This window comes from Sphingomonas sp. S2M10, assembly GCF_012650175.1.
Taxonomy (GTDB): Bacteria; Pseudomonadota; Alphaproteobacteria; order Sphingomonadales; family Sphingomonadaceae; genus Sphingomonas.
In genome coordinates this window covers 167,622-192,006 of sequence record NZ_JAAILI010000079.1, presented here as the reverse complement: position 1 = coordinate 192,006, position 24,385 = coordinate 167,622, and the positions used below count along the sequence as shown (strand labels likewise).

General features: G+C 68.3%; 29 protein-coding genes. 15 read left to right on the top strand and 14 right to left on the bottom strand.

The window, feature by feature from the left end; all coding sequences use genetic code 11:
- The 3 genes from S2M10_RS19815 to S2M10_RS19805 all read right to left on the bottom strand — a co-directional run bounded on the left by S2M10_RS19815 (nucleotide 1) and on the right by S2M10_RS19805 (nucleotide 2,078).
- The gene (locus S2M10_RS19815) at nucleotides 1–1,077 is read right to left on the bottom strand and encodes a 5-(carboxyamino)imidazole ribonucleotide synthase (RefSeq protein WP_168847591.1); all 1,077 of its coding nucleotides are present in this window, start codon (nucleotides 1,075–1,077) and stop codon (nucleotides 1–3) included.
- Nucleotides 1,074–1,559, bottom strand: coding sequence for a 5-(carboxyamino)imidazole ribonucleotide mutase (gene purE / locus S2M10_RS19810; protein WP_168847590.1), 486 nt, complete (start codon nucleotides 1,557–1,559; stop codon nucleotides 1,074–1,076). The genes S2M10_RS19815 and purE overlap by 4 nt, the downstream gene beginning before the upstream one ends.
- 63 nt (nucleotides 1,560–1,622) lie before the next feature.
- Nucleotides 1,623–2,078, bottom strand: a complete 456-nt coding sequence (locus S2M10_RS19805; RefSeq protein WP_168847589.1) for a DUF2721 domain-containing protein — start codon at nucleotides 2,076–2,078, stop codon at nucleotides 1,623–1,625.
- A gap of 231 nt (nucleotides 2,079–2,309) precedes the next feature.
- Between S2M10_RS19805 and S2M10_RS19800 the strand changes: the two genes are divergently transcribed.
- The gene (locus tag S2M10_RS19800; RefSeq protein WP_348770642.1) at nucleotides 2,310–3,341 is read left to right on the top strand and encodes a GNAT family N-acetyltransferase; all 1,032 of its coding nucleotides are present in this window, start codon (nucleotides 2,310–2,312) and stop codon (nucleotides 3,339–3,341) included.
- Here the strand turns inward: S2M10_RS19800 and S2M10_RS19795 are convergent.
- The 7 genes from S2M10_RS19795 to lnt all read right to left on the bottom strand — a co-directional run bounded on the left by S2M10_RS19795 (nucleotide 3,317) and on the right by lnt (nucleotide 10,122).
- The gene (locus S2M10_RS19795; protein ID WP_168847587.1) at nucleotides 3,317–3,910 is read right to left on the bottom strand and encodes an NUDIX domain-containing protein; all 594 of its coding nucleotides are present in this window, start codon (nucleotides 3,908–3,910) and stop codon (nucleotides 3,317–3,319) included. The genes S2M10_RS19800 and S2M10_RS19795 overlap by 25 nt on opposite strands.
- A complete protein-coding gene (locus S2M10_RS19790) occupies nucleotides 3,897–4,577 on the bottom strand; it encodes a tRNA (guanine(46)-N(7))-methyltransferase TrmB (protein ID WP_168847586.1) in 681 nt (226 codons plus the stop codon). The genes S2M10_RS19795 and S2M10_RS19790 overlap by 14 nt, the downstream gene beginning before the upstream one ends.
- Before the next feature lie 50 nt (nucleotides 4,578–4,627).
- Nucleotides 4,628–5,368 (bottom strand): EAL domain-containing protein, encoded by a 741-nt coding sequence (locus tag S2M10_RS19785; protein ID WP_168847585.1) that lies wholly within the window; start codon nucleotides 5,366–5,368, stop codon nucleotides 4,628–4,630.
- Nucleotides 5,369–5,522: 154 nt separating this feature from the next.
- On the bottom strand, nucleotides 5,523–6,284 hold the full coding sequence (locus S2M10_RS19780) for an EAL domain-containing protein (RefSeq protein WP_168847584.1): 762 nt from the start codon (nucleotides 6,282–6,284) through the stop codon (nucleotides 5,523–5,525).
- 90 nt (nucleotides 6,285–6,374) lie between these two features.
- Nucleotides 6,375–7,130: an EAL domain-containing protein gene (locus S2M10_RS19775; RefSeq protein WP_168847583.1), complete on the bottom strand. Its 756-nt coding sequence runs from the start codon at nucleotides 7,128–7,130 to the stop codon at nucleotides 6,375–6,377.
- A 147-nt stretch (nucleotides 7,131–7,277) separates the two neighbouring features.
- The gene (gene metK, locus S2M10_RS19770; RefSeq protein WP_168847582.1) at nucleotides 7,278–8,489 is read right to left on the bottom strand and encodes a methionine adenosyltransferase; all 1,212 of its coding nucleotides are present in this window, start codon (nucleotides 8,487–8,489) and stop codon (nucleotides 7,278–7,280) included.
- A gap of 73 nt (nucleotides 8,490–8,562) precedes the next feature.
- A complete protein-coding gene (lnt, locus tag S2M10_RS19765) occupies nucleotides 8,563–10,122 on the bottom strand; it encodes an apolipoprotein N-acyltransferase (RefSeq protein WP_168847581.1) in 1,560 nt (519 codons plus the stop codon).
- 233 nt (nucleotides 10,123–10,355) lie between these two features.
- On the opposite strand from lnt, the gene S2M10_RS19760 reads away from it, so the two are divergent.
- From S2M10_RS19760 to S2M10_RS19695, 14 genes are all read left to right on the top strand, one after another.
- Nucleotides 10,356–10,931, top strand: coding sequence for a NifU family protein (locus tag S2M10_RS19760; RefSeq protein WP_168847580.1), 576 nt, complete (start codon nucleotides 10,356–10,358; stop codon nucleotides 10,929–10,931).
- Nucleotides 10,932–10,979: 48 nt separating this feature from the next.
- Nucleotides 10,980–11,573: a malonic semialdehyde reductase gene (locus S2M10_RS19755; RefSeq protein ID WP_168847579.1), complete on the top strand. Its 594-nt coding sequence runs from the start codon at nucleotides 10,980–10,982 to the stop codon at nucleotides 11,571–11,573.
- Nucleotides 11,574–11,605: 32 nt separating this feature from the next.
- On the top strand, nucleotides 11,606–12,247 hold the full coding sequence (gene tsaB / locus S2M10_RS19750) for a tRNA (adenosine(37)-N6)-threonylcarbamoyltransferase complex dimerization subunit type 1 TsaB (RefSeq protein ID WP_168847578.1): 642 nt from the start codon (nucleotides 11,606–11,608) through the stop codon (nucleotides 12,245–12,247).
- Nucleotides 12,244–12,729, top strand: coding sequence for a GNAT family N-acetyltransferase (locus tag S2M10_RS19745; protein WP_168847577.1), 486 nt, complete (start codon nucleotides 12,244–12,246; stop codon nucleotides 12,727–12,729). The genes tsaB and S2M10_RS19745 overlap by 4 nt, the downstream gene beginning before the upstream one ends.
- A 99-nt stretch (nucleotides 12,730–12,828) precedes the next feature.
- Nucleotides 12,829–13,245: a MucR family transcriptional regulator gene (locus tag S2M10_RS19740; RefSeq protein WP_168847576.1), complete on the top strand. Its 417-nt coding sequence runs from the start codon at nucleotides 12,829–12,831 to the stop codon at nucleotides 13,243–13,245.
- A 150-nt stretch (nucleotides 13,246–13,395) separates the two neighbouring features.
- Nucleotides 13,396–13,818, top strand: a complete 423-nt coding sequence (locus S2M10_RS19735; RefSeq protein WP_066724328.1) for a Fur family transcriptional regulator — start codon at nucleotides 13,396–13,398, stop codon at nucleotides 13,816–13,818.
- Between the two features lie 49 nt (nucleotides 13,819–13,867).
- Nucleotides 13,868–14,689 (top strand): lysophospholipid acyltransferase family protein, encoded by an 822-nt coding sequence (locus S2M10_RS19730; RefSeq protein ID WP_168847623.1) that lies wholly within the window; start codon nucleotides 13,868–13,870, stop codon nucleotides 14,687–14,689.
- Nucleotides 14,690–14,794: 105 nt separating this feature from the next.
- The gene (gene miaB, locus S2M10_RS19725; protein WP_168847575.1) at nucleotides 14,795–16,105 is read left to right on the top strand and encodes a tRNA (N6-isopentenyl adenosine(37)-C2)-methylthiotransferase MiaB; all 1,311 of its coding nucleotides are present in this window, start codon (nucleotides 14,795–14,797) and stop codon (nucleotides 16,103–16,105) included.
- 47 nt (nucleotides 16,106–16,152) lie between these two features.
- Nucleotides 16,153–17,496, top strand: coding sequence for an alginate export family protein (locus S2M10_RS19720; RefSeq protein ID WP_168847574.1), 1,344 nt, complete (start codon nucleotides 16,153–16,155; stop codon nucleotides 17,494–17,496).
- 414 nt (nucleotides 17,497–17,910) lie between these two features.
- Complete coding sequence (locus tag S2M10_RS19715) at nucleotides 17,911–18,915, top strand: PhoH family protein (RefSeq protein WP_168847573.1); 1,005 nt, start codon at nucleotides 17,911–17,913, stop codon at nucleotides 18,913–18,915.
- A gap of 51 nt (nucleotides 18,916–18,966) precedes the next feature.
- Nucleotides 18,967–19,218 carry a type II toxin-antitoxin system VapB family antitoxin gene (locus S2M10_RS19710; RefSeq protein WP_168847572.1) on the top strand — a complete coding sequence of 84 codons (252 nt, stop codon included), beginning with the start codon at nucleotides 18,967–18,969 and terminating at the stop codon, nucleotides 19,216–19,218.
- A complete protein-coding gene (locus S2M10_RS19705) occupies nucleotides 19,215–19,610 on the top strand; it encodes a type II toxin-antitoxin system VapC family toxin (protein ID WP_168847571.1) in 396 nt (131 codons plus the stop codon). The genes S2M10_RS19710 and S2M10_RS19705 overlap by 4 nt, the downstream gene beginning before the upstream one ends.
- On the top strand, nucleotides 19,610–20,119 hold the full coding sequence (gene ybeY, locus S2M10_RS19700) for an rRNA maturation RNase YbeY (RefSeq protein WP_168847570.1): 510 nt from the start codon (nucleotides 19,610–19,612) through the stop codon (nucleotides 20,117–20,119). Before S2M10_RS19705 ends, ybeY begins: the two co-directional genes overlap by 1 nt.
- An 8-nt stretch (nucleotides 20,120–20,127) precedes the next feature.
- Nucleotides 20,128–21,039, top strand: coding sequence for a hemolysin family protein (locus S2M10_RS19695; RefSeq protein ID WP_168847569.1), 912 nt, complete (start codon nucleotides 20,128–20,130; stop codon nucleotides 21,037–21,039).
- Between the two features lie 9 nt (nucleotides 21,040–21,048).
- Here S2M10_RS19695 and pgeF read toward each other — a convergent pair whose 3' ends face one another.
- Genes pgeF through lgt form a run of 4 tightly spaced genes read right to left on the bottom strand, consistent with a single transcriptional unit; the run spans nucleotide 21,049 to nucleotide 24,296 of the window.
- Nucleotides 21,049–21,816 carry a peptidoglycan editing factor PgeF gene (gene pgeF / locus S2M10_RS19690; RefSeq protein ID WP_168847568.1) on the bottom strand — a complete coding sequence of 256 codons (768 nt, stop codon included), beginning with the start codon at nucleotides 21,814–21,816 and terminating at the stop codon, nucleotides 21,049–21,051.
- On the bottom strand, nucleotides 21,813–22,316 hold the full coding sequence (locus tag S2M10_RS19685) for a GNAT family N-acetyltransferase (protein ID WP_168847567.1): 504 nt from the start codon (nucleotides 22,314–22,316) through the stop codon (nucleotides 21,813–21,815). Before S2M10_RS19685 ends, pgeF begins: the two co-directional genes overlap by 4 nt.
- Complete coding sequence (locus tag S2M10_RS19680; protein WP_211091150.1) at nucleotides 22,313–23,407, bottom strand: SAM-dependent methyltransferase; 1,095 nt, start codon at nucleotides 23,405–23,407, stop codon at nucleotides 22,313–22,315. The genes S2M10_RS19685 and S2M10_RS19680 overlap by 4 nt, the downstream gene beginning before the upstream one ends.
- A gap of 10 nt (nucleotides 23,408–23,417) precedes the next feature.
- Nucleotides 23,418–24,296: a prolipoprotein diacylglyceryl transferase gene (gene lgt, locus S2M10_RS19675; protein WP_168847566.1), complete on the bottom strand. Its 879-nt coding sequence runs from the start codon at nucleotides 24,294–24,296 to the stop codon at nucleotides 23,418–23,420.
- Between the last annotated feature and the right edge of the window lie 89 nt (nucleotides 24,297–24,385).

Here is a 24,385-nt window from a genome sequence, read left to right as displayed (position 1 = left end):
TTAGCCCCGCTTCACCCGCGTGACATGCCCCATCTTGCGCCCCGGCCGCGCCTGGCCCTTGCCGTAGAGGTGGAGATGGGTGCCCGGCTCGGCGAGCAGCTCGGGCCAGCGATCGGCTTCGTCGCCGATCAGGTTCTCCATCTCGACATGCGTGCCGGTCAGCGCGGTCGAGCCGAGCGGCAGACCGCAGATCGCGCGGACATGGTTCTCGAACTGCGAGGTCTCGGCGCCCTCGATCGTCCAGTGGCCGCTATTGTGGACGCGCGGCGCCATCTCGTTGAACACCGGGCCGTCCTCGGTCGCGAAGAACTCGCAGGTCAGTACGCCGATATGGCCGAGCGCTTCGGCGACGCGGCCGGAGAGTGCCGCCGCCTCGGTCCAGTGGCGCGCGATCTCGGCGGGGGCGGGCAAAGAGGAGCGGGCGAGGATGCCGTCCTTGTGCTCGTTCCACGGCGGCGGATAGCTGGCCAGCGTGCCGTCCAGTCCGCGCACGGTGATGATCGAGAATTCGTGGCTGAAGGTGACGAAGCCCTCGAGGATCGCCGGGCGTTCGCCGATCGCCGCCCAGGCGGCGTCCGCTTCCGAGGCATCGTGCAGGCGCACCTGGCCCTTGCCGTCATAGCCGAGCCGCAGCGTCTTCAGGATCGACGGCGCGCCGATCCTGGCGATCGCATCGTGCAGCTCGTCGCGGGTGGTGACCAGCGCCCAGGGCGCGGTGCGGCCACCCAAGTTCGCCACGAACGTCTTTTCGTTGGCACGGTCCTGCGCGATCTCCAGGCTCTTGGCGCCGGGGCGGACGGGTACCTTGCTGGCGAGATGCGCGACCGGGGCGAGTGCGACATTCTCGAACTCGTAGGTGATCACATCGGCATGGCTCGCCAGTTCGTCGAGCACGATATGGCTGTGATAATCGGCGCGGGTGAAGCTGGAGGCGGTCTGCGCGGCGATACTTTCCTCGTCGGGGGCGAGGACATGGGTGCGATAGCCGAGATTGGCGGCCGCGACGGCGATCATCCGGCCGAGCTGGCCGCCGCCGAGGATGCCGATGGTCGAGCCGGGGGGAAGCACGTCGCTCATGCCGGTTCCTCCGCGACGCTTTCGGTCTGCGCGGTGCGCCAGGCGATCAGCCGCTCGGTCAGCGCTTCGTCCGCCGTGGCGAGGATTGCGGCGCCGAGCAAGGCGGCGTTCTTGGCGCCCGCCTTGCCGATCGCCAGCGTGCCGACGGGAATGCCGCCGGGCATCTGGACGATCGAATAGAGGCTGTCGAGCCCCTTCATCGTCTTGGATTCGACCGGCACGCCCAGCACCGGCAGATGCGTCATCGCCGCCGCCATGCCGGGCAGATGCGCCGCGCCGCCGGCCCCGGCGATGATCACCTTGAGCCCGCGCTCCGCGGCGCTCGTCGCATAGTCGTACAGCCGCTGGGGGGTGCGGTGGGCGGAGACGACCCTGGTCTCGTGGGAGACGCCCAGTTCCTCGAGGATCGACGCGGCGTGCCGCATCGTATCCCAATCGGAAGTGCTGCCCATGATGATGCCGATACGAGGTGCGTCCGTCATTGTCTGCCCGCCCGTGAAAGGGAAGCGGGGGTGTTAGTCAGGCGGCGGCCGCAGGGCAATGGGTCACGAATCGAGTTCGAGCAGTTCCTTGCGGACATGGATCGCCTTCAGCGACATCCGCACCTCGACGAGGAAATAGAGCAGCCCCGCGATCAGCAGCAGCATCGAGACGATGAAGGCCACCGCCACCCAGATGCCGACATGGAGGTTGGCCAGCCGGGACACGAACATCAGCGCGACGACCATGCAGATGGCGAGCGCGCTGGCGGTGCACAGGAAGATGGCGTTGTTGATCACCGAGATGCGGCGATCGATGATCCGCAGTTCCCACACGTGCCGGTCATGCTCGGGCCCGCTGGAACGGGGGTGGAGCTCTTCGATCACCCGCGCGCGATCAATGATGCGGGCGAGCCGACCGACCATCGTGTTCAGGAACGCGCCGATGCCGGCGAGCAGGAACACCGGTGCGATTGCTGCCTGGATCGTGTCCGACACGGTGGAGAGATAAGGGCCTTCCATGCATGCTCCTTATGCGGGGGGTCGTGCGCGCTGTGCAAGCAACGGTTGCACCGGATGGTAACGGGTGGGGACTAAGACGCTCGAATGGCGCCGTCGGTCCCCGCTCTCCACCGTCATGCCCGCAAAGGCGGAGGTCTGTTTGCCCGGCCGGTGGGGGAAGGTGCCGAGGCGTTCCCGCCGATGGATCCCCGCCTTTGCGAGGATGACGGCCGGGGCGGGGCGAGGGTGTCGGTGCACTGTGCGCCGCGCCTGTCGGAGGCGTTGGACGCGGTGGCCGAGCGGGCCCCGGAACGTCATCGTTTTCTCCGCCACGCCTGGTATGCCGCGGCCCTGCAGGCTTATGGCGGCAACGCGCGGACGCTGGTCGTGGAGGCGGCGGGTATCCCCGTGGCGGCGCTGCCCTTCGTCGCCAAGGGGCCGCGCTGGTTGGGCGTGGCGGAGATCCCCGGCTGCTATTGGCCGTTCCGCAGCTTTCCCGTCGCCGAGGCGGCGAGCGCAACGGCGGCGGATGCGCTGCTCGGCGCGCTGGCTCGGCAGGTGCGCGCGTTGCGGATCGGGCCGGTGCAGGACGGCGATCCGGCGCTCGACTGGCTGATGGCGGCGGCAAGGGCGAAGGGCTGGACGCTGCTCGACCGGCACATCGGCGATTCGTTCGAGCTCGACCTGGGGGCGCTGGCGGCGGCCCAATGGCCGAGCGGCGCGACCCTGCGGAAGAACCGCTATTTCGAGAAGCAGATCGCCAGGCTGGGCCGGCTCGATTGGCAATGGGGGGCGCCGCCGTTCGACGAGCTCGCCGATGTCGAGCGGCGCAGCTGGATCGGCACCCGCACCGACGGCAGCGACGCGAAGTTCACCGCGGACGGACACGGCGCCTTCTGGCGCGCGGCGGCGCGCGACCCGGCGCTGGCAGCGATGTTCGAGGCGGCGGTGTTGCGGATCGACGGGCGGGCGATGGCCTTCGCTTTCCGGCTGACGGCGGGCGCGCGGTCCCATGTGATCGCCAACAGCTATGATCCGGCGATCGCGCGGCATTCGCCCGGCCGGCTGCTCGCCTATCGCGACTTCGCCCGCGGGCTGGCGCGGGGTGTGACCAACATCGACTGGGGGGCAGGCGACAGCGGCTACAAGCAGGCGCTGGGCGCGCGGCGCGGCGCAGCGCTCCGCGACTGGATCCTGGTGCGGCCGGGGCCGTCGGCGCTTGTTGCGCAGCTGCTCGCCGCGCGCTGGCGCCGCAGCGGTCAGCCGGCGGGCGGCCAGGCCTGAGCGGCAAGCCGCTCGCGCAGCGCGAGGACGAGGAGCGCCGTCTTCATGTCGGCCAGCGCGGACATGCCCATCGCCCACAGGTCGTCGAGCCGCATCTCGATCACCTCGATATCCTCGTGATCGCCCGCGATGCCGCCGCCGGCACCGGTGCGATCGGCGACGCTGTAGGCCGCGAGGTACAGGCTCAGCCGCTCGGTGGAAACCGCGGGCATCGCGAAGAAATGGCCGACGAGCGCGAGCGTGCCCAGCGCGACGCCGCATTCCTCCTCCGCCTCGCGGCGGGCGCTCGCTTCGGCCGCTTCGCCGGGATCGATGCGGCCGGCGAGTACTTCGAAGACCGATTCGGCCTCGCCACGGAAGATCAGCGGCGGGCGCGACTGGCTGACGAGCAGCACCGTGCCGCGCGCCGCATCATAGGGCAGCACGCCCACGGCATCGCCATGATCTTCGATCTGCCGCGTGATCCGGCTGCCGTCGGGAGTCCGCAGTGTCGCCAGCAGCAGCCGTCCCCACCCCTGATAGGCGGTGTCGACGCTTTCGATGCGGTGGCGCGGCTCAGATGCGGACATAGCGGAAGTACCAGACCTCATGCCCCTGACGACGCGCCTTGCGCTCGTAGCGGGTCTCGGGCCAGTCGGCGGGGCGGGTGAGGAAATCCTGCGCGCGTTGCGCCTGCCAGACGAAATCCGTGCGCTGGCCGAGCACCATCATCGCCCAGCGGCAATAAGTGGGATCGTCGGTGCCGAGGCGGAACTCGCTGCCGGGCTTGAGCTTGGCGGCGATCAGGTCGAGCGGGCCATGGTTGACCATGCGGCGCTTGGCGTGGCGCGCCTTGGGCCAGGGATCGGGGTGGAGCAGATAGACGCGCGACAGGCTGGCATCGGGCAGTCGCTCCATCACCTCCAAAGCGTCGCCCATGTGCAGGCGGACATTGGCCAGCGCGCCATCGCGAACGTGGTTCAGGGCGCCGACCACGCCGTTGAGAAAGGGTTCGCAGCCGATGAAGCCGTGATCGGGGCGCATCGCGGCCTGGCCGGCGAGATGCTCGCCGCCGCCGAAGCCGATCTCGAATTCGAGCGGGCGATCGTCGCCGAACAGCGCTCGCGCATCGAGCGGGCCGGCACCGGGCACGCTCACCTGCGGCAGCAGCTCCTCGACGAGCGCGGACTGGCCCTGGCGGAGCTTGTGGCCCTGGCGGCGGCCATAGAGACGACGAAGAGTGATGGGATCGGCCATGGGGGGCAGCGCATAGTCGCGCCGCCGCTTGCTGGCAAATCCGCGTTAACTCAGGCCGCGATGCGCATCCCGGTACCAGGCATGCCCCAGGGACGCATGGGGCGCGTGTAGCGGCGGACGCGGCGTTCGACGCGCAGCTCGCCCTGGAAATGGCGGAGGCCGGCGGCGGCAGCGGCGCGCTGTTCGGCGTCCTCGGTGGGCGCCGGGGCGATCACGGTGACGCCCATGCCACGCGCGAGGCGCAGCACGCCTTCGACCAGGCGGGCGCGCGCCGGGGCAGCATCGAGGCGGTGGGCGAGCGCCGGTGCCAGGCGGATGAGGCGCGGCGAGCAGTGCGCGAGCAGGCCCAGCGCCAGCGGCCCGGCGGCGAAATCGCTGAAGCCGATCAGCATGCCGCGATCGGTGCAGGCGTGGATCATCGCGGCGGCGTCGTCGCGATCGGCCGATTCGTCGGCGCTGATCTCGACGACGACGCGGTCGAGCGGGAAGCGGTGGCGAAGCGCGGCGCGGAAGAGGTGGGTGAGCAGGCGATCCGGCGCGGCGGCGCGGAGCTGCACGGGCACCACCAGCAGCGTGCCGGCGGCAACCAGTCCGGCCTCCGCCGCCGCGGCAAAGGCGCGATCGAGGCGGGCGGCTTCCAGTTCGGCGCGATCTTCGCGCGGCAGGATGGCGTCGACGGTGTGAAAAACGTGAGGGCGGGCGTGGATGCCGGCGTGCCAGGCGAACGGTTCGGCGGTGCCTTGGGCCGTGATCGGCTGCAGGTCGATCCGAAGATCCATCATGGTGGCCATGGGGTGCTCCTCTACGCGATTCTTGTGAACCTGAAGTCTGGGTACCCAATCCGGCCGGATGGTCCCATTCCGTGCGTCGCCGCAGCGGATTCAACCGATTGGGGATTCTACGAAGCTTGCCTTTCGGACCTGCGGACGATTCGGCGATTCGCCGTCACGCCGCGGCGGTCAGCCGCAAGGCCGGGGCGGGCAGGGCGCCGACTTGCGCGGGCGCAATGAGATCGCCCTGCATCAGCATCACGTCCAAAGACCGCAGCCGGTCATGCTCGGCCCGCGTCGAAACGCCCTCCGCGATCAGCCGGATGCGGCCCTTCTTGGCAATTTCGGCGACCCGCTCGACGACGATGCGCTTGGCCCAGCTGCTGCACAGGCTGTGCACCAGTTCGGGGGCGAGCTTCAGCGTGTCCGGGGTGAAGGCGGCGACCAGATCCAGCCCCATGTCGCCGACGCCGAAATCGTCGAACGCGATCAGGAAGCCGAGCTTGCGATAGGCCTTCATCAGCCCGAGCATCTTGTCGCTCTCGAGATGGTCGCGGTCGCTGAACTCGAACACCAGCTCGCGTGCCGGAAAGCCGAGTCGGCGGACGATGCGCAGCATGCGATCGGCGTCGGCTTGCGGATCGGTGATGTAGCGCGGCATCACCTTGATCGCGAGCCGGGTGTGGCGTTCGGTGATGCCCAGCGCCATCGCCTGCTCGATCGCGGCGACGCGGCAGCGCAGGTCGAAGGTGGCGCGCTTGTCCTCCGGCAGCGTATCCACGAACGCGGCGGGGCTTTCGCCCGCGGGGCCGCGGAAGGTCGCCTCATAGGCGGTGACGATGAGGGTGGAGGTGTTGACGACCGGCTGGAACGCCATCGCGAACCAGTCCCGCGGCACGGGTTCCTGTCGGGGGGCGGAAGCGATTTGGTCGAGCACGGGGCATCTCCAAGCTGGATCCCCTTGCTCGAACGGTAGGCGGAAGTGATTACCCGAGCGTTGACGGTGACGCTCGGGCTAACCCCATGGTCAGGCGGCCGCTGCGGACCGGACGATCCGCGTCGGCGGCAGCGCGCCGGGAAGCGGCGGGGCCACCATCGCACCCTGGACGTGGAAGATCCCGAAGCTGCGCAGCCGCTGGAGCACCGGCTCGCGCTCCACGCCATCGGCAATCACGCGGATGCCGAGGTCGCGGAGACGGGGGGCAAGCTCCTCCAGCATCAGCCGGCGCGACCAGCTCGAGTCGATGCCGTGGACCAGCTCGGGTTCGAGCCGCACCATCTCCGGGCGATAGCGCACGCAGGGCGTGAAGCCGATCGGATCGTGGCTGAGGCCGACAAAGGCGCTGAGGCTGCCGGCGCGGCGATGGCCGTCCACCAGATCGGCGAGATGCTGGCCGGGAACGTCGGCAAAATCGTGGATGCCGAAGATCATGCGTTCGGGCACCAGCCCGGTGCGGCGACCGGCTTCGGTCGCCGCGGCGAGCGAGGCGCCGGCGGGCGCCGCGGTCGGCGCCAGGATCGGAATCAGCAGTCGCGCGGGCATGGTGCCGAGCCCCGCGTCCATCGCGCGGTAGACGGCGGCGGCGGCGATGCGCCGGTCCAGCTCGGCGTGGCGGCCGGGCGGGATCTGGGCGAGGATCTCGTCACCCTCCTCGCCGTCGGGGCCGCGCAGCAATGCTTCATAGGCATAGACGCGGCCGGTGATGACGTCGTGCACCGGCCGGAAAGCGAGGTGCAGCCCGGCTTCGGGTGCGGGCTGCCAGTCCTCCGCGTCGAGAACCATTCGTACTTCCTCCACTGCCCGCGTTAACCATGCGGGCCCAAGGAATCTTATAGGCCGGCGGTGAAACGAACGTGCGCCGCACATATGAAAAAGCCCCGCGCGGCGGGTGCCGGCGGGGCCTTGTCGTCTTCGGATCGGAACGATCGATCAGGCGGCGAGCGCGGCCTTCAGATCCTCGACCAGGTCGGTGCGCTCCCAGGGGAAGAAGTCGCCCTCGGGCTTGCGGCCGAAGTGACCATAGGCAGCGGTCGGCTGGTAGATCGGCTTGTTGAGGCCGAGATGGGTGCGGATGCCGCGCGGGGTGAGGCCGCCCAGTTTCTCGATGCCCTGGATCGCCTGCTCGATCTTGTCGTCGCCGACGGTGCCGGTGCCGTGGGTGTCGACATAGAGCGACAGCGGCTTGGACACGCCGATCGCATAGGCGAGCTGGATCGTGCAGCGCGCGGCGAGGCCGGCGGCGACGATGTTCTTCGCCAGATAGCGCGTGATGTACGCCGCCGAACGATCGACCTTGGTCGGGTCCTTGCCGCTGAACGCGCCGCCACCGTGCGGGCTGGCGCCGCCGTACGTGTCGACGATGATCTTGCGGCCGGTCAGGCCGGCGTCCCCGTCCGGACCGCCGATTTCGAACGAGCCGGTCGGGTTGATGTGATATTCGGTCGCATCCGACAGCAGCTCGGCCGGAAGCAGGTCGGCAACGACCTTCTTCACATAGGCGTGGAGCTCGGCTTCCTTGTCGCCCGTGTCATAACCCGGCGCATGCTGGGTCGAGACGACGATCGCGGTTGCGGCGACCGGCTTGCCGTTCTCGAAGCGCAGCGTGACCTGGCTCTTGGCGTCGGGCTCGAGGAACGGCGCGGCACCCGAATGGCGGTCGGCGGCCATGCGCTCGAGGATCTTGTGGCTGTAGTAGAGCGTCGCCGGCATCAGGTCCGGGGTCTCGTCGCAGGCGAAGCCGAACATGATGCCCTGGTCGCCGGCGCCTTCGTCCTTGTTGCCGCTCGCGTCCACGCCCTGCGCGATGTGCGCCGACTGGCCGTGCAGGTTGTTCTCGAAACGGAAGGTCTGCCAGTGGAAGCCCGACTGCTCATAGCCGATGCGCTTCACCGTTTCGCGGACGGTCTTCTCGATCTCTTCCTGCGCGCCCGGGGCCCAGGCGTCGTTCTCGTACACGCCCTTGCAGCGGATTTCGCCGGCGAGCACGACGAGCTGGGTGGTGGTCAGCGTCTCGCAGGCGATACGCGCTTCGGGATCCTTCGACAGGAACAGGTCGACGATCGAGTCGGAAATCTGGTCGGCGACCTTGTCGGGATGGCCCTCGGAAACGGACTCGGACGTGAAGAGATAGTTGGAACGCATGTAAATTCCTCAGGTTGGGAAGGATCGCCGGGCCGTTGCCATGCCCATATAAAGCTTTCCTTATATCTGTTCCCTAACGGGCGAAGCGCCGATTGGCAATCGCGAACAAGCCCGTAAGCGCCGCGACCAGCAGCACCATCCAGTTGCCGACTTGCGCAAACAGTGTCGGCGGCAGCGGGCGGGGAAGGGGAAGGCGGATCGCGCCGGCTTCGCCTGGCGGGATCGTGCCGAGCAGCCGACCATGCCCGTCGATCAGCGCCGAGATGCCGGTGGGGGTGGAGCGGAGGATGGGCAGGCCCTCCTCGATGGCGCGCAGCCGCGCCTGGGCGAGGTGCTGCGGCGGGCCCCAGCTGCCGAACCAGGCGTCGTTCGAGGGGTTGAACAGGAAGTCGGGGCGGTGGGCCTGGTCCACGACCTGTCCGGAGAAGATGATCTCGTAGCAGATCTGGATGCCGGCATTGCCGAAGCCGGGCACGGCGATCGCGCGCGGGCCGGGGCCGGGCAGGAAGTCGACATCGCCCATCACCAGCCGGGCGAGGCCGAGCGGAGCGAGCAGCGTGCGCATCGGGAGATATTCGCCGTAGGGCACCAGATGCGCCTTGTCGTAGCGGCCGCCCAGCATGCCGTCGGGCCCCAGCGCCCAGACCGAGTTGCCGGCGCCCTGCAGCTGGTTGTCGCGGCCGAACTCGAGCGCGTTGCCGCCGATCAGCGCCCGGTCCCAGGGACCCAGTACCGCGCCGATGCGGGCGCGGACCATGCGCGGGTCCTGGCGGTACCATTGCACCGGATACCCGTCCTCGACGAAGTAATCGACCATGCCCTCGGGCCAGACGACGAGGCGGGGCAGCGCGCCGGGCCTGCCGGTGAGCGCGATCATCCGGTTGAGGAGGTATTCGGCATAGTCCGGGCGGCCGACCGCGTCCTGGCCGATATTGGGCTGGACGATCACCACTTCCTTGCCACTGGCGGTGCTGATGCAGCGGATCCGGTCGCAGCGATCCGACCAGGCGATATTGAGCGCGAGCAGCGCCACGACCGCGACGAGCAGCGGGCGATACTGGCGCTGGAAGGCGAGGTAGAGGCTGCCGGCGACCGCGATCGTCACGCCGGACAGCGCATAGGTGCCGATCAGCGTCGCGAGGTTGCGCACCCCCGGCACCGGTACCCAGATCACGCCCAGCGGGTTCCACGGATAGCCGGTGAACGCCACCCCGCGCAGCCATTCGGTGACGATCCAGGCGGCCGCGCCGGCGAGGACATAGCCGAGGTCGGGCTCGACCCAGCCGGACCTCGGCTTCACCTTGCGCGCAAAGGCCCAGGCCGCGCCCATCGCCAGCGCCGGATAGGCGGCGAGGTACAGCGCCAGCAACACGACGGCGGCATAGCCGAGCGCGGGCGGCATCTTGTCCTGGAAGTCGAACGCATGCTGGATCCAGTTGTCGCCCAGGGTGAAATGGCCGAGCCCGAACAGCCAGGCGCGGAGCACCGCACTGCGCAGGGTCGGCGCGGCGTGACTCAGCGCGAACAGCCCGGCGAAGCAGAGCAGGGTCAGCGGCCACCATTCCAGCGGCGCGAAGCCGGTGGCGGAGGCAATGCCGAGAAGGAGCGAAGCGAGCAGCGGACGGCGGAACATCGCGGGCGGGCCTACACGATGTGTGGGGGAAGGGGGAGGCCACTTCTTAGCCCCTCCCCTTCACGGGAGGGGTTGGGGTGGGGGATAACCGACCAGCGGAAGGACTCGCTCCCAGTTCAGGCCCCACCCCCAACCCCTCCCCTGAAGGGGAGGGGCTCAAGAAGTCCTCCGGCAACGCAGCGTTTCCGTCGCGCCCGCTTGATCCTGCCCAAGGACGCGCCCATGTGGGCGCCATGCTGATCGAGACCGAAGCCACGCCCAACCCCGCCACGCTCAAGTTCCTGCCCGGCAGGATCGTGATGGAGGCGGGTACCCGCGACTTCGCCAGCCCCGAAGAGGCCGAGGCCTCGCCGCTCGCCACGGCATTGTTTGCGCTGGGCGACGTTACCGGCGTGTTCTTCGGCCGCGACTTCATCTCGGTCACCGCCGCGCCCGGCGTCGACTGGGTGGGCCTCAAGCCCGACGTGCTCGGCATCCTGCTCGATCATTTCTCGGCGAACATGCCGCTGTTCATGGCAGGCACGGCCGCCGGCTTCAGCGTGCCGCCGGAGAGCGCCGACTTCGGCGACAATCCGGAAGATGCCGACATCGTCGCGCAGATCCGCGAGCTGATCGACACCCGCATTCGCCCGGCGGTCGCCAATGACGGCGGCGACATCGTCTATCGCGGCTTCGACCAGGGCAAGGTGTTCCTCCAGATGCAGGGCGCCTGTTCGGGCTGCCCGTCGTCGACCGCGACGCTGAAGAACGGCATCGAGCAGCTGCTCAAATATTATGTCCCCGAAGTGACCGAGGTGCGCGCGATCTGATCGCGCGCCCGGCACGTTCCCCGCCAAAAATAGAAAGGATCGCAGGCCATGGGCCAGCCGCTGAACGATGTCGCCCTCGACACCATCTTCCGCACCGCGCGAAGCTATAACGGCTATACCGACCAGACGGTGACGCAGGCGGACATCGAGGCGATCTACGATCTGCTCAAGATGGGGCCGACCTCGGTCAACCAGCAGTCGGCGCGGTTCGTCTGGATCCTCGGCCAGGACGGCAAGGACAAGCTCGCCAGCCTGTCCAGCGGCAGCAATGGCGAGAAGATCCGCAAGGCGCCGGCCAGCGTGATCATCGGCTATGACGTGAACTTCCACGAACATCTGCCTGAATTCTTTCCGCACGCGCCGGAAGCGAAGACCTGGTTCCCGAGCGAGGAAGGTCGCCGCGAGCAGGCCTTCCGCAATTCCTCGCTACAGGGTGCCTATTTCATCATCGCGGCGCGCGCGCTGGGCTTCGATACCGGCCCGATGTCCGGCTTCGACAACGCCAAGGTCGACGAGGCTTTCTTCGGCGACCAGCCGGGCGTGAAGTCCAACTTCATCGCGACATTGGGCGTGGGCGACCCGTCCACGATTCACGCGCGGTCGCCGCGCCCGGCCTTTGGCCAGTTCAACACGGTGATTTGACCTGTCCGCATTTCTTTGGTTAGCGCGGGGCGATGGCTGAAGCCCCGCGACTGCTCGTGATCGAAACCGCCACCGCCGCTTGTTCGGTGGCCTTGCTGGCGGGCGGCGCCGTGCTCGCTGAAATGCACGAACTGGTCGGCCGCGGCCATGCCGAGCGGCTGATCCCGATGATCGGCGAACTGCCCGGCGGCGGGCGCGCTGATGCGATCCTCGTCGATGTCGGCCCCGGCAGCTTCACCGGGGTGCGGGTGGGTCTCGCCGCCGCGCGCGGCCTCGCGATCGGCTGGGGCGTGCCGGTGCATGGCTATTCCTCGCTGGCGCTGCTCGCCGCGGCGGGATTCGCCGGCGATCCCGCGCTCGATCGTCTCTCGGTCGTGCTCGAGGGCGGGCATGGCGAAGTGTTCGTCCAGCATTTCGCGACGCCGCTGATCGACACCGCACCGCTCGCCTCGTTGCACCCCGATGCGGCGCTCGCGAGTCTGGACGGGCGCCCGGCCTTCGGCAGCGGCGTGCGCCGCCTCGCCGCGCTGGCCGAAGGGCTGGACCTGCGCGAGGTGCTGCCCCGCGCCGCCGATGCCGCGCTGCTGCCGCCAGCCTTCGCCATGTTGCCGCCGCGCCCGCTCTACGGCCGTGGGCCCGACGCCAAGACGCTGGCCGAGCGGGGCCTGGCATGAGCGCGGCACCCCAGCCCATCGAGCTGCGCGAAGGCGGGGTGCAGGATCTGCCATCGGTAGGCCGGATCATGCAGGCCGCCTTCGACCCCGCCTATGGCGAGGCATGGACCCAGCCCCAGTGCATGGGGATGATGGCGCTTTCGGGCGTGTGGCTGCTCGTCGCCAGCGTCGGCGGACGCGACTGCGGGTTTGCGATGGCGCGGGCGATGCTGGACGAGGCGGAACTGTTGCTGCTCGCAACCAGCCCCGGCGTGCGCGGACGGGGCGTGGGCGGTGCGTTGTTGCGAGCGGTGATCGCGGAGTCGCGCAATCGCGGCGCGACCAAGCTGCATCTTGAAGTCCGCGCAGGCAATGGAGCCATCCGCCTCTATCATCGCGAGGGCTTCGAGAAGGTTGGAGAACGACGCGGCTATTATCGCGGTACTAGCGGCGAAGCGTTGGATGCTCTCACTTTGGCACGTCCCCTGTCGCAAAAATTATAACAATTGCGGCTTGATCTCTTGCCAAGCACTGTGCTTCGGACGATAGGACAACTCAGGCGACAGCAGAATAGTCGCCGTGAACGGGTCGAAAGGAATATCATGGAAGCGTCATCTGAAATTCAGGAAACCCTCATCGCGCTGACCGCGGATATTGTTGCGGCGCATGTCAGCAACAACAGCGTTGCCGTGTCGGACCTGCCGCAGCTGATCTCGAACGTGCACACCGCGCTGAGCGGTCTGGGCACCACCCAGCCGGAGCCGGAAGTGAAGCAGGAGCCGGCCGTTTCGGTGCGCGCTTCGGTCAAGCCCGACTATATCGTCTGCCTCGAGGACGGTAAGAAGCTGAAGATGCTGAAGCGTCACCTGATGACGCACTATCAGATGACCCCGGAACAGTATCGCGCCAAGTGGAACCTGCCGGCCGACTATCCGATGGTCGCCCCCAACTATGCCGAGCAGCGCCGCAGCCTGGCGAAGAAAATCGGTCTGGGCACCAAGCGCCGCAAGACGCGCTGATCCTTCGTCCCCAGGACCAGAGAAAGACGCCGGCCCGGACCTTCGTCCGCGGCCGGCGTTTTTTTGGGCGTGGCACGGCGCAGGCGATCGATCAGCGTGACCGAGCGGCTTGCTCTTTTCCGATGCCGCCAATGGCGCTACAGCGGCGTCATGGTTCGCAAGATTGATCTCGAAGCGCTCTGCCACGAAAAGGGGCTGCGCATCACCGAACAGCGCAAGGTGATCGCGCGCGTGCTTTCCGACGCCGACGACCATCCCGACGTCGAGAAGGTGTATGAGCGCGCCGCCGCGATCGATCCGGGCATCTCGATCGCCACCGTCTACCGCACCGTGCGCCTGTTCGAAGAGGCGGGCATCCTGGATCGTCACGATTTCGGTGATGGCCGCGCCCGCTACGAGCCGGCGCCCGAGGCGCATCACGATCACCTGATCGACGTGGAAAGCGGTAAGGTGATCGAGTTCGTCGATCCCGAGCTGGAGCTGCTGCAGAAGCAGATCGCCGAGCGCCTTGGCTTCCGCCTCGTCGACCACCGCATGGAATTGTACGGGGTTGCGCTCGAGCGCAAGAACTGAGCGGGCCCGGCGCCGCCGCGAGGATGCGACCCAGGGGCTGCCGACGCGGCTGACCGGGGCGGAGCTTGCGCGCGTCTGGTTCCGTATCGCGCGGCTGGCGCTGGCGCTGCTGGTGCATGTGCCGCTCCATTATCTGTTCCGGCTGGTGCGGCTGCCCTCGCCCTGGCCGCGGATGTTCCTGGCGAGCGCAGCGCGGATCGCCGGCGCGCGGGTGAAGCGGGTCGGCACGCCGCTGAAGCGTGACGTGTTCTACGTTTCCAATCATGTCAGCTGGATCGACATTCTGGCGCTGGGCGGAGCGAGCGGCACGGCGTTCGTCGCCAAGGCTGAGATCGCCGCCTCGCCGCTGGTCGGGTGGCTCGCCGGGCTCAACCGCACCGTCTATGTGAAGCGCGAGAATCGCATGGGCGTGGCCGAGCAGATCAACCAGCTGCGCGAGGCGCTCGCCGAGACCTGGGCGGTGACGATCTTCCCCGAGGGTACCACCACCGACGGCAAGTCACTGTTGCCGTTCAAGACGCCGATGCTGCGCGTGCTGGAGCCGCCGCCCCCGGGCGTGATGGTGCAGCCGGTCATGCTGGACTATGGCGCGGCGGGCGAGGACATTGCCTGGATCGGGCAGGAGCGGGGGCTCAACAACGCCAAGCGCGTGCTGGCGCGGGGCAGGCGGTTCCGGCTGCGCGTGCACTTCCTCGAGCCGTTCGATCCCCGCGACTTTCCCGGCCGCAAGGCGATCGCGGCGGAAAGCCGGCGGCGGATCGAGGAAGCGATGGTGCGGACGCTGAGCCAGCCGCTGCGGCCCTTCCGCTTCGCGGACGATCCGATCGGGTACAAGGCGCCGGCGCCGGCGCCTAAGCAGGGGCAGGGCTGAACGCGCCACCTGCGCCCCTTCTGCTGGTGAGAGAGGGGCACAAGCTTCTAGCAAGTCCCACAGGCCTGTTTTCTGCCGCCTTTTGCGCGTATAGGCGCGCCGATCATGACCACCCCCAAGACCTATCACGTCAAGTCGTACGGCTGCCAGATGAACGTCTATGACGGCGAGCGCATGGGCGAGCTGATGGCCGCCCAGGGCCTCGTCGCCGCCGAGGCGGACCAGGCCGATCTCGTCGTCCTCAACACCTGCCACATCCGCGAAAAGGCCACCGAGAAGGTCTATTCGGAGATCGGCCGGCTCAAGCTGCGCGAGGCGGGCAAGCCGATGATCGCGGTCGCCGGCTGCGTCGCCCAGGCCGAGGGCGAGGAGATCGCCCGCCGCGCGAAGGTGGACGTGGTGGTCGGCCCGCAGGCCTATCACAACCTGCCGGAGCTGGTGGACAAGGCTGCCAGGGGCGAGCTCGGCCTCGACACCGACATGCCGCTGGCCAGCAAGTTCGGCAAGCTGCCCACCCGCCGCAAGGTGGGAGCGAGCGCGTTCCTCACCGTGCAGGAAGGTTGCGACAAGTTCTGCACCTATTGCGTGGTGCCCTATACCCGCGGCGCCGAAGTGAGCCGGCCCTATGCGGCGATCGTCGACGAGGCCAAGGCGCTGGTCGATGCCGGCGCGCGCGAGATCACGCTGCTCGGCCAGAACGTCAACGCCTGGAGCGATGACGACGGTCGCGGGCTGCACGACCTGATCATGGCGCTCGACCGAATCGAGGGGCTCGCCCGCATCCGCTACACCACCAGCCATCCCAACGACATGGCCGAGGGGCTGATCGAGGCGCACGCCCATGTGCCCAAGCTGATGCCGTTCCTGCACCTGCCGGTGCAGGCGGGCAGCGACCGCATCCTGAAAGCCATGAACCGCAGCCACACGCGCGATTCCTACCTGCGCATTCTCGAGCGCGTCCGCGCCGCGCGGCCGGACATCGCGCTGTCGGGCGACTTCATCGTCGCCTTTCCGGGCGAGACCGAGGCCGAGTTCGAGGAGACGCTTCAGCTGGTCGATGCGGTCGGCTACGCCCAGTGCTTCAGCTTCAAATATTCGCCGCGTCCGGGCACGCCGGCGGCCGAGTGGGTGGACCAATATGTGCCGGACGCCGTGGCCGACGAACGGCTGCAGCGGTTGCAGGCGGCGCTGGCGCGCCACTCGCAGGCGTTCAACGAAGCGAGTGTCGGGCGGCGCTGCTCGGTGCTGATCGAGCGCGTCGGACGGCGACCCGGCCAGATGATCGGCAAGTCCCCCTGGCTGCAATCGGTGCATCTGGAGACGCAGGCGAAGATCGGTGACCTGATCGAGGTGGAGCTGGTCAGCGCCGGGCCCAACTCGCTCGCCGGGCTGGAACTGACCCCAGTTTCCGCATGACCGGCCACGCCCCGCGTGCGTAAAAGTGGCCCGCAGGGGGAGCGGCGATGGCGAAGGTAGCACGGTATTTTCCCGCGATTCTGGTGGCGGGGACCGCCCAGGCACAAGGCGTAGTGCCTCCGCCCGCCGAGGGGCTGAGCTTTGCCGCCAGCGAGCGCGTCCGCTACGAGGCGATCGACGGGCAGGCGCGCGTCGGCTTCAACCAGAGCGACCAGCTCGTCAATTTTCGGACGACGCTGCTCGCGCGCTACCAGCATGGGCCCGTGAGCGTCGTCGGCGAACTTTGGGACAGCCGGGTTTATGGCGGCAACCGCCGCTCGTCGGTGACGACGGGCGAGGTCAACACGCTTGAGCCGGTCCAGGCTTATGTGCAGCTCGATCTCGGCGCCGCGCTCGGGCGCGGATCGACGCTCAAGCTGCAGGCGGGCCGCTTCATGGTCAATCTCGGCTCGCGGAGACTGGTCGCGGCCGACGATTATCGCAACACGACCAACGGCTATACCGGCGTGCGCGCGGACTGGAGTGCGGGGCGCTGGGCCGCGACGGGGATCTACACCATGCCGCAGCGCCGGCGGCCAGACGAACTGGATTCGCTGCTGTCCAACGAGCCTGCGATCGACCGCGAAGGCACGGCGCTGGTGCTCTGGGGCGGGCTGATCAGCCGCAGGCGGACGATCGGCGCGGCAATGGTCGAGATGAGCTACTTTCACCTCGGCGAGCAAGACACCCTTGGCCGCCCGACGCGCGATCGCTCGCTCGATACCGCCGCCATCCGGATCGTGCGCGATCTGGCACCTGCGACGCTCGACTATGAGATCGAGGCGATCGGCCAGACCGGGTTGCAATCGGGGAGCCTTGCGGTCGGTGCGGCGCGGCAACCGGTGCGCGCGTGGTTCGTCCATGCGCGGCTGGGCTATAGCTGGGAGGGCGCGTGGAAGCCTCGGCTGATGGCCGAGTTCGATTATGCGAGCGGTGATGCGCCGGGCGGGCGCTATGGCCGGTTCGACACGCTGTTCGGCATGCGCCGCGCCGATCTGGCGCCGTCGGGACTCTACAACGCGATCCTGCGCAGCAATGTGGTCGCGCCGTCGCTCCAGGCCGAGGCGGTGCCCGACGTGCGGACCGAACTGATGCTCAGCTATCGCCCGATGTGGCTTGCGGCGCGTACCGACAGCTTTTCCAGCACCGGTGTGCGCGATGTGCGCGGGCGCTCGGGCGACTTTGCCGGGCATCAGCTTGATGGGCGGGTGCGCTATCGCCTGAGCAAAGCGGTGCGGCTCGAGGCCGATGTGGTGCTGCTCGCCAAGGGCCGCTTCCTCCGCGACGCGCCCGGGGCTCCGCCGGGGCGCTGGACCAAATATGGCGCGCTCAACCTTATGGTGAATTTGTAGGTCGAGCCGGCGTCGAGACACCGGCCGCAGACAGGGTCATGCCAGCGCCGAGCCGGCGTACAGGAGGAGCGTGCAGGCAAGCGCGCCCCGAAGCAGATACTTCATCGCGAAAATCCGATTGTTACGATTGGATGACGGTGCGGGTAGCCGGTAACGGCCGCGCTTCCAAGCGCGCACTATTCGTCGCCATCCCGTTTCGGCACGGCGGCTCCGGGCACCGCCACGGCTTCGCATGTCGCGCTCGCGTCACATCCGGGGCGCATCGGGGAGCTCGTACGATCCCCCCTGTGCAGCAGCCCTTCCCTCTGCCATCTTGTTTGCCGATATGCGCCAAGGAACCTCCGCACGATGCCAAGGTTTGCCCCTCCGGGGCCGCGTGATCCCCGCGCCCCGCGCCAATCTCGAAAGGACCGCATGAGCCGCAAGCCTGTCCCCGCCCAGTCCGGCGACCGTTCCCGGGTAGAGGTGACCTTCGACAAGCCCCAGCTCCTGCCGCAGCTCTTCGGAGAGTTTGATTCCAACCTGCTGATGCTCGAGGAGCGGCTGGGCGTGTATATCCACGCGCGCGGCCAGCGGGTGGTGATCGAAGGCGCCGCCGAGGTGGTGGCGCACGCCCGCGAGGTGCTGCAGGAACTGCACAGCCGCGTGATTCGCGGCGAGGATGTCGATGGCGGACTGATCGACGCGGTGATCGCGATGTCGAGCGAGCCGATGTTCACCGGCATCGTGCGCGCCGAACCGACCGAGGGCGGGCCGAAGCCCACGATCATGATCCGCACGCGCAAGAAGACGATCGTGCCGCGCTCGGTGACGCAGACGCATTACATGCGCGAGCTCGCCTCCAACGACCTGATCTTCGCGCTGGGCCCGGCGGGTACCGGCAAGACCTATCTGGCGGTGGCGCAGGCGGTGGCGCAGCTGATCACCGGCAGCGTCCAGCGGCTGATCCTGTCGCGGCCCGCGGTGGAGGCGGGCGAGCGGCTGGGCTTCCTGCCGGGCGACATGAAGGAGAAGGTCGACCCCTATCTTCGCCCGATCTACGACGCGCTCTACGACTGCCTGCCGGCCGAGCAGGTGGAACGGCGGATCGCCAGCGGCGAGATCGAGATCGCGCCGATCGCCTTCATGCGCGGGCGGACGCTGGCCGATGCTTTCGTCATCCTCGACGAGGCGCAGAACACCACGCCGATGCAGATGAAGATGTTCCTCACCCGCTTTGGCCAGAACAGCCGGATGGTGATCTGCGGCGATCCCAAGCAGACCGACCTGCCCGGCGGGCCCAACGCCTCGGGGCTGAACGACGCGGTCGATCGGCTGGAGGGCGTGGAGGGCATCTCGATGGTGCGCTTCGGCGTGGGCGACGTGGTCCGCCATCCCATCGTCGGCCGCATCGTGGCGGCCTATGAGGGCGACGGTTGAAGGCAGGGATATCCCGTCCTACATTCGGGATATCCCCTTCGGAGGCGCGGTATGGCATCGCTCTACATCAAGGATGCTGACACTGCGGCGCTTGCCGCCGAGGTCGCGGCCGCGCTCGGCACCACCAAGACCGAGGCGGTGCGCGACAGCCTGTTGCGACGCAAGGCCGAGCTCGAGGCCAAGGGCCGCGCGCAGGAGGTGCTGCGCAAGCTCGATGCGCATCGCCGTGCCCATCCGTTGCCGCCGCCGACCGGACTGTCCGCCGACAAGGCGTTTTTTGACGAGCTGTGGGGCGAAGCTTGACGCTGTTCGTCGACGCATCGGCGATGGTCGCGATCATCGCCGAGGAGCCCGAGCGCGATCGGCTGGTGGTCGAGGCGGTCGAGGGCGCGCCGGCGCTCTGGTCGGCAATGGCGGCTTGGGAAACCGTGGCCGCGCTCTCGCGTTCGCGCGAGATGGATATCACCGCGGCGCGGCACGAAGCAGGTCTCTACGCCGATGAGCTTGGGCTGACCTTGGTGCCGATCGGCGCGCGCGAGCTGGAACTGGCGCTCGATGCCTATCAGCAGTTCGGCAAGGGACGGCACCCGGCCGGACTCAACATGGGCGATTGCTTCGCCTATGCCTGCGCCAGATCCCATGATGCGCGTCTGCTCTACAAGGGCGACGATTTCTCCAAGACGGACCTCGCCTGATGCTCGACGTTGCCGCCATCCCCGAATCCCCCTGGCCGGACGGCGACTGGGAAGCGCTCGCGCTGCGCGCGGCCGAGGCTGCGATCGCGCAGACGCCCTATGCCGATTGGCGGGGATCGCCGAGCACGATCGAAGTCGCGGTGCGCTTCACCAGCGACGACGAAGTCCATACCCTCAACCGCCAGTATCGCGACAAGGACAAGCCGACCAACGTGCTGTCCTTCCCCATGATCCAATCCGATCTGCTCGACGCCGTCACCCAGAACAGCGATGATGGCGAAGTATTGCTGGGCGACATCGTGCTTGCGCACGGCGTCTGTTCGGTGGAAGCCGGCGAGCGCGGCATCGCCGTGGAAGATCACGCCACGCATCTGATTGTCCATGGCATGCTGCATCTGCTAGGCTATGACCATATCGAGGATGGCGAGGCGGAAGCCATGGAGGCGATGGAACAGGCCGCCATGGCGGCGCTGAACCTGCACGATCCCTATCCCGTACGCGAGGATTGAACACCAACATGAACGAGGGCCCCAGTACCGGCTCGCCTGAACACCGACAAGAAAACGGCGGAATCTGGCGCAGTTTGCGCACGCTCCTGTTCGGCGAGGAACAGGAAGAGTCGCTGCGCGAGCGCCTGGAAGAAGCCATCGAGGAGCATGAGAGCGACGGCGGCACCCCGCCGGCCGGCGATCTGGCCCCGATCGAGCGGCAGATGCTCAAGAACCTGCTGCACTTCGGCGAGCGGGACGCCGGCGATGTCGGCGTGCCCCGCGCCGACATCATCGCGGTGGAGGAGCAGACCAGCTTCGGCGATCTCGTCCTGCTTTTCGCCGAGGCGGGCCACAGCCGCCTGCCGGTCTATCGCGAGGAGCTCGATACGATCATCGGCATGGTCCATATCAAGGACGTGTTCGAGATCCTGGCCAGGGGCGAGGCCCATCCGCCGAGCATCGCCGGGCTGATCCGCCAGCCGCTTTACGTGCCGCAGTCGATGGGCGCGCTCGACCTGCTCGCGCAGATGCGGGTCAAGCGGACGCACCTCGCGATCGTGCTCGACGAATATTCGGGGACCGAGGGGCTGATCACGATCGAGGATCTGATCGAGGAAATCGTCGGCGAGATCGAGGACGAGCATGACGAGGCGCCCGCCGCGCTGATCGTGCCGATCGACGGCGGCGGCTGGGAAGCCGATGCCCGCGCCGAGCTGGAGGACGTCGCCGAGACGGTCGACCCGCGGCTGGCCGAAGTGGAGGAGGATGTCGACACGATCGGCGGCCTCGCCTTCGTGCTCGCCGGGCATGTGCCCGCGGTAGGCGAATGCCTGGAGCATGAGAGCGGGTGGAAGCTGGAGGTGATTGATGCCGACGAGCGCAAGGTCAATCGCCTGCGCCTGCACCCGCCCGAACTGCGGGTAGAGGACGCCGCCTGACCGACGCGCCTAGCCCGCAAGCCCGATCAGGCTGATCTGCCGGCCGTAATCCGGTTCGCCGCGATGGGTGGCGCGGCGGAAGCTGAAGAAGCGCGCCTCGTTCGCATAGGTGTCGAGCCCCAGCGCCTCTATCGTGCGCAGGCCGGCGAGCGCCAGCCGGTGGACGACATAGGCCTCCAGGTCGAACTGGAAATGCTCGGGGCGGCCATCGGCGAAGAAGCGTTCGTTGGCCGGGTCCTGCTCGCAGAATCGCTGGAAGAAGCCGGCATCGACCTCGTAGCTGGCGCGGGCGATGCACGGGCCGATCGCCGCGGCGATGCGATCGCGGCGGGCGCCGAGCGCCTCCATTGCGGCGATGGTCGAATCGGTCACGCCGCCGATCGCGCCCTTCCAGCCGGCATGGGCTGCCCCGATCACGCCCGCCGCACGATCGGCGAACAGCACCGGCGCGCAATCGGCGGTGAGGATGCCGAGCACCAGCCCCGGCAGGTTGGTAACCAGCGCATCGGCCTTGGGACGCAGCGCTTCGTCGAACGGTGCGAGCACTGTCACCGCATCGGCCGAGTGGACCTGGTAGACGGTAACCAGCCGGGCCCCCGGCAGCACCGCCGCCACCGCGCGGCAGCGATTCTCGCCGATGGCGGCGGGATCGTCGTTCGAGCCGGTGCCGACATTGAGCCCCGCGACCACGCCGGTCGAAACCCCGCCGACGCGGCCCAGAAAGCCGTGCGCCACGCCTTCCAGCGCCCGGGCGCGGGTGACTTCCACGCCGCTCACAGCACCAGCCGCATCAGCCGATCCTCGTCGGCATGATTGCCCACCAGGAAGGCATAGGGCCCGCGATCCTCGAAGCCATAGCGCTGGTAGAAGCGCTTGGCGCGATGGTTGTCGATATAGACCGAAAGCCAGAGTTCGGCCGCACCTCGCGCGCGGGCGGTGGCGAGTGCCCAGTCCATCAATGCCTGTGCGGCGCCGCTGCCCTTGGCGCGATCGAGCAGATAGAGCTGGCGCAGTTCGAGCGCGGGACCCTCGGGCTCGGCGGGGAGGCTGATCGGGCCGAGCTTACAATAGCCGGCGATGCCGTCCGCATCCTCGATCACCCGGAAGGCGAAAGCGGGATCTGCGAGTTCGGCCGCCCATCCTGCCACCGTGAACCGGCCGAGAAAGCTGGCGAGATCCTCCGGCGCATAGAGATGCCCGAAGGTCGCGCGGAAGCTTTCCCGGAAGAGCGCGTCGATCGCGGCCGCATCGGCGGGGGTGGCGTCGCGATAGGTCATGCGAAGCCTGCCGGCACCGGCCAGCCCGGCGCGGTGAGCGCGAGCACCTTGAACAGCGATCCCATCTGCTCGTCTCCCACCAGCCGGTTGCGATCGGCGGCGATCGCGTCGCCGCGCTCCGGCGCTGCGCGAGCGAGCGCCCGGGCGCGTGCGTCAATGCCGAGCGCCTTGAGGAAATCGCCCTGCGTCACCGGACCGTGCACGGTCAGCCCCTCGGCCTCGGCGGCTTCCTTGAGCGTGCCGAAATCGACATGCGCGGTGAGATCCGCCTCGCCGGGGCCGTCGAACGGATTGGCGAAGGCGTGGCCGCGCACCGCCTGCAGCGTGTCGCCGATCGCAGGGCCTTCATAGCCATAATCGAGGATCAGCGCGGCGCCGCCCTGTGCCAGCAGCCGCTGGGCGAGCGCGCGCAGCAGCGCGACGCTGGCGGGCGAGGTTTCGAGGATCGATCCGGGTGCGGCATCGCGCAGCGCGGGCGGGATCACCGGATCGAAGCCGCGGTCGCCCGTCACCGGCAGGAACAGCGTGTCCTGGCAGGCGACCAGCCGCTCGCGCCAGCCCTGCGCGGTATGCACCAGCTGGCGGATCGGCAGCGCGTCGAAGAATTCGTTGGCGACGACCAGCAGCGGCGCATCCTCGGGCAGGCCGACCAGATCGAGATGCCATTCGGCCTGTGGCACGCGTTCCTTCTGCGCGGCGCGCAGCACCGGGCTGGTTTCCAGGAAGTCGACCGGCGGTGCGAGCCCGGCCTTGTCCATCGCCCGCAGCGCATCCGCCGCCAGTGTGCCGCGGCCGGGGCCGAATTCGACATAGCGCGCGCGCTCCGGCCGACCGGCGCGGTCCCACAGATCGGCCAGCCACAGCCCGATCAGCTCGCCGAACATCTGGCTGATCTCGGGCGCGGTGGTGAAGTCGCCGCGCGCGCCGAGCGGATCGCGGGTGGCGTAATAATGCGCATTCGCCGCGCCCATGAACTGCGAGAGCGGAATCGGCCCGGCGAGCGTGATCGCCCGCGCCAGCCGCTCGGGCAGCGCGGGTTCGGCGGCATTGTCGCGGCGTTCGTCGGGCTGGGCGTCCAGAGGATTGGTCATGGCGGCCAGGTCAGGCGACGCTGGGCCCGGTGATCGCCTCGATCCGCTTGCGGCGGCCGTTCGCGGTGGCGATCAGGAACAGCCCGCCCGCGATCATCGGCAGGCACAGCCACTGGCCCATGTGCAGGCCGGTGAGATCGACCAGCCAGACCAGCTGGCGATCGGGCTCGCGGAAGAACTCTACGAAGAAGCGCGCGCAACCATAGCCGAGCAGGAAGATGCCGGTGAGCTTGCCGGGCTGGTAGCGCGCATCGGTGCGCCAGAAGAAGAACCACAGCACGGCGAACAGCAGCAGCCCTTCCAGGCCCGCCTCGTAGAGCTGGCTGGGGTGGCGCGCCGGCTCGGGCAGTCCTGCGGCGACGGTGCCCCGGAAGACGATCGCCCAGGGCACGTCGCCCGGCTTGCCCCACAGCTCGCCGTTCACGAAGTTGGCGAGGCGGCCGAAGAACAGCCCGAACGGGGCGCAGCAGGCGACATAATCGTGGATGCGCAGCCAGTTGAGCTTGTGCTGTCGCGCCAGCCAGACGATGGCGAGCGAGGTGCCCAGCACGCCGCCATGGAAGCTCATGCCCCCTTCCCACAGCATCAGGATCTGCAGCGGGTTGCTGAACATCTCGGGTGCGTAGAAGAGTACATAGCCGAGGCGTCCGCCCAGGATGATGCCCAGCGTCGCGTAGAAGACCAGATCATCGGCGTGGCGGCGGGTCATCGGTGCGCCGGGTGCCGCGAGCAGCTTCATCAGGTACAGCCAGCCGAGCAGGATGCCGCTGATATAGGCCAGCGAATACCATTTGATCTGGAAGAAGCCGAGATTGATCGCCACCGGATCGAGGTGGAGATCGGTGAAATGCAGATGTCCGCCGGCAGCGGCAAGCAGGGTTGGCAGCACGGTAATCCCCGGCGTGAGAAGCGATTGCCGCCCGCGATAGAGCCAAAACGCCGCAAACCCAAGGGGGAGCGATCAGCCTGATCGAAAGC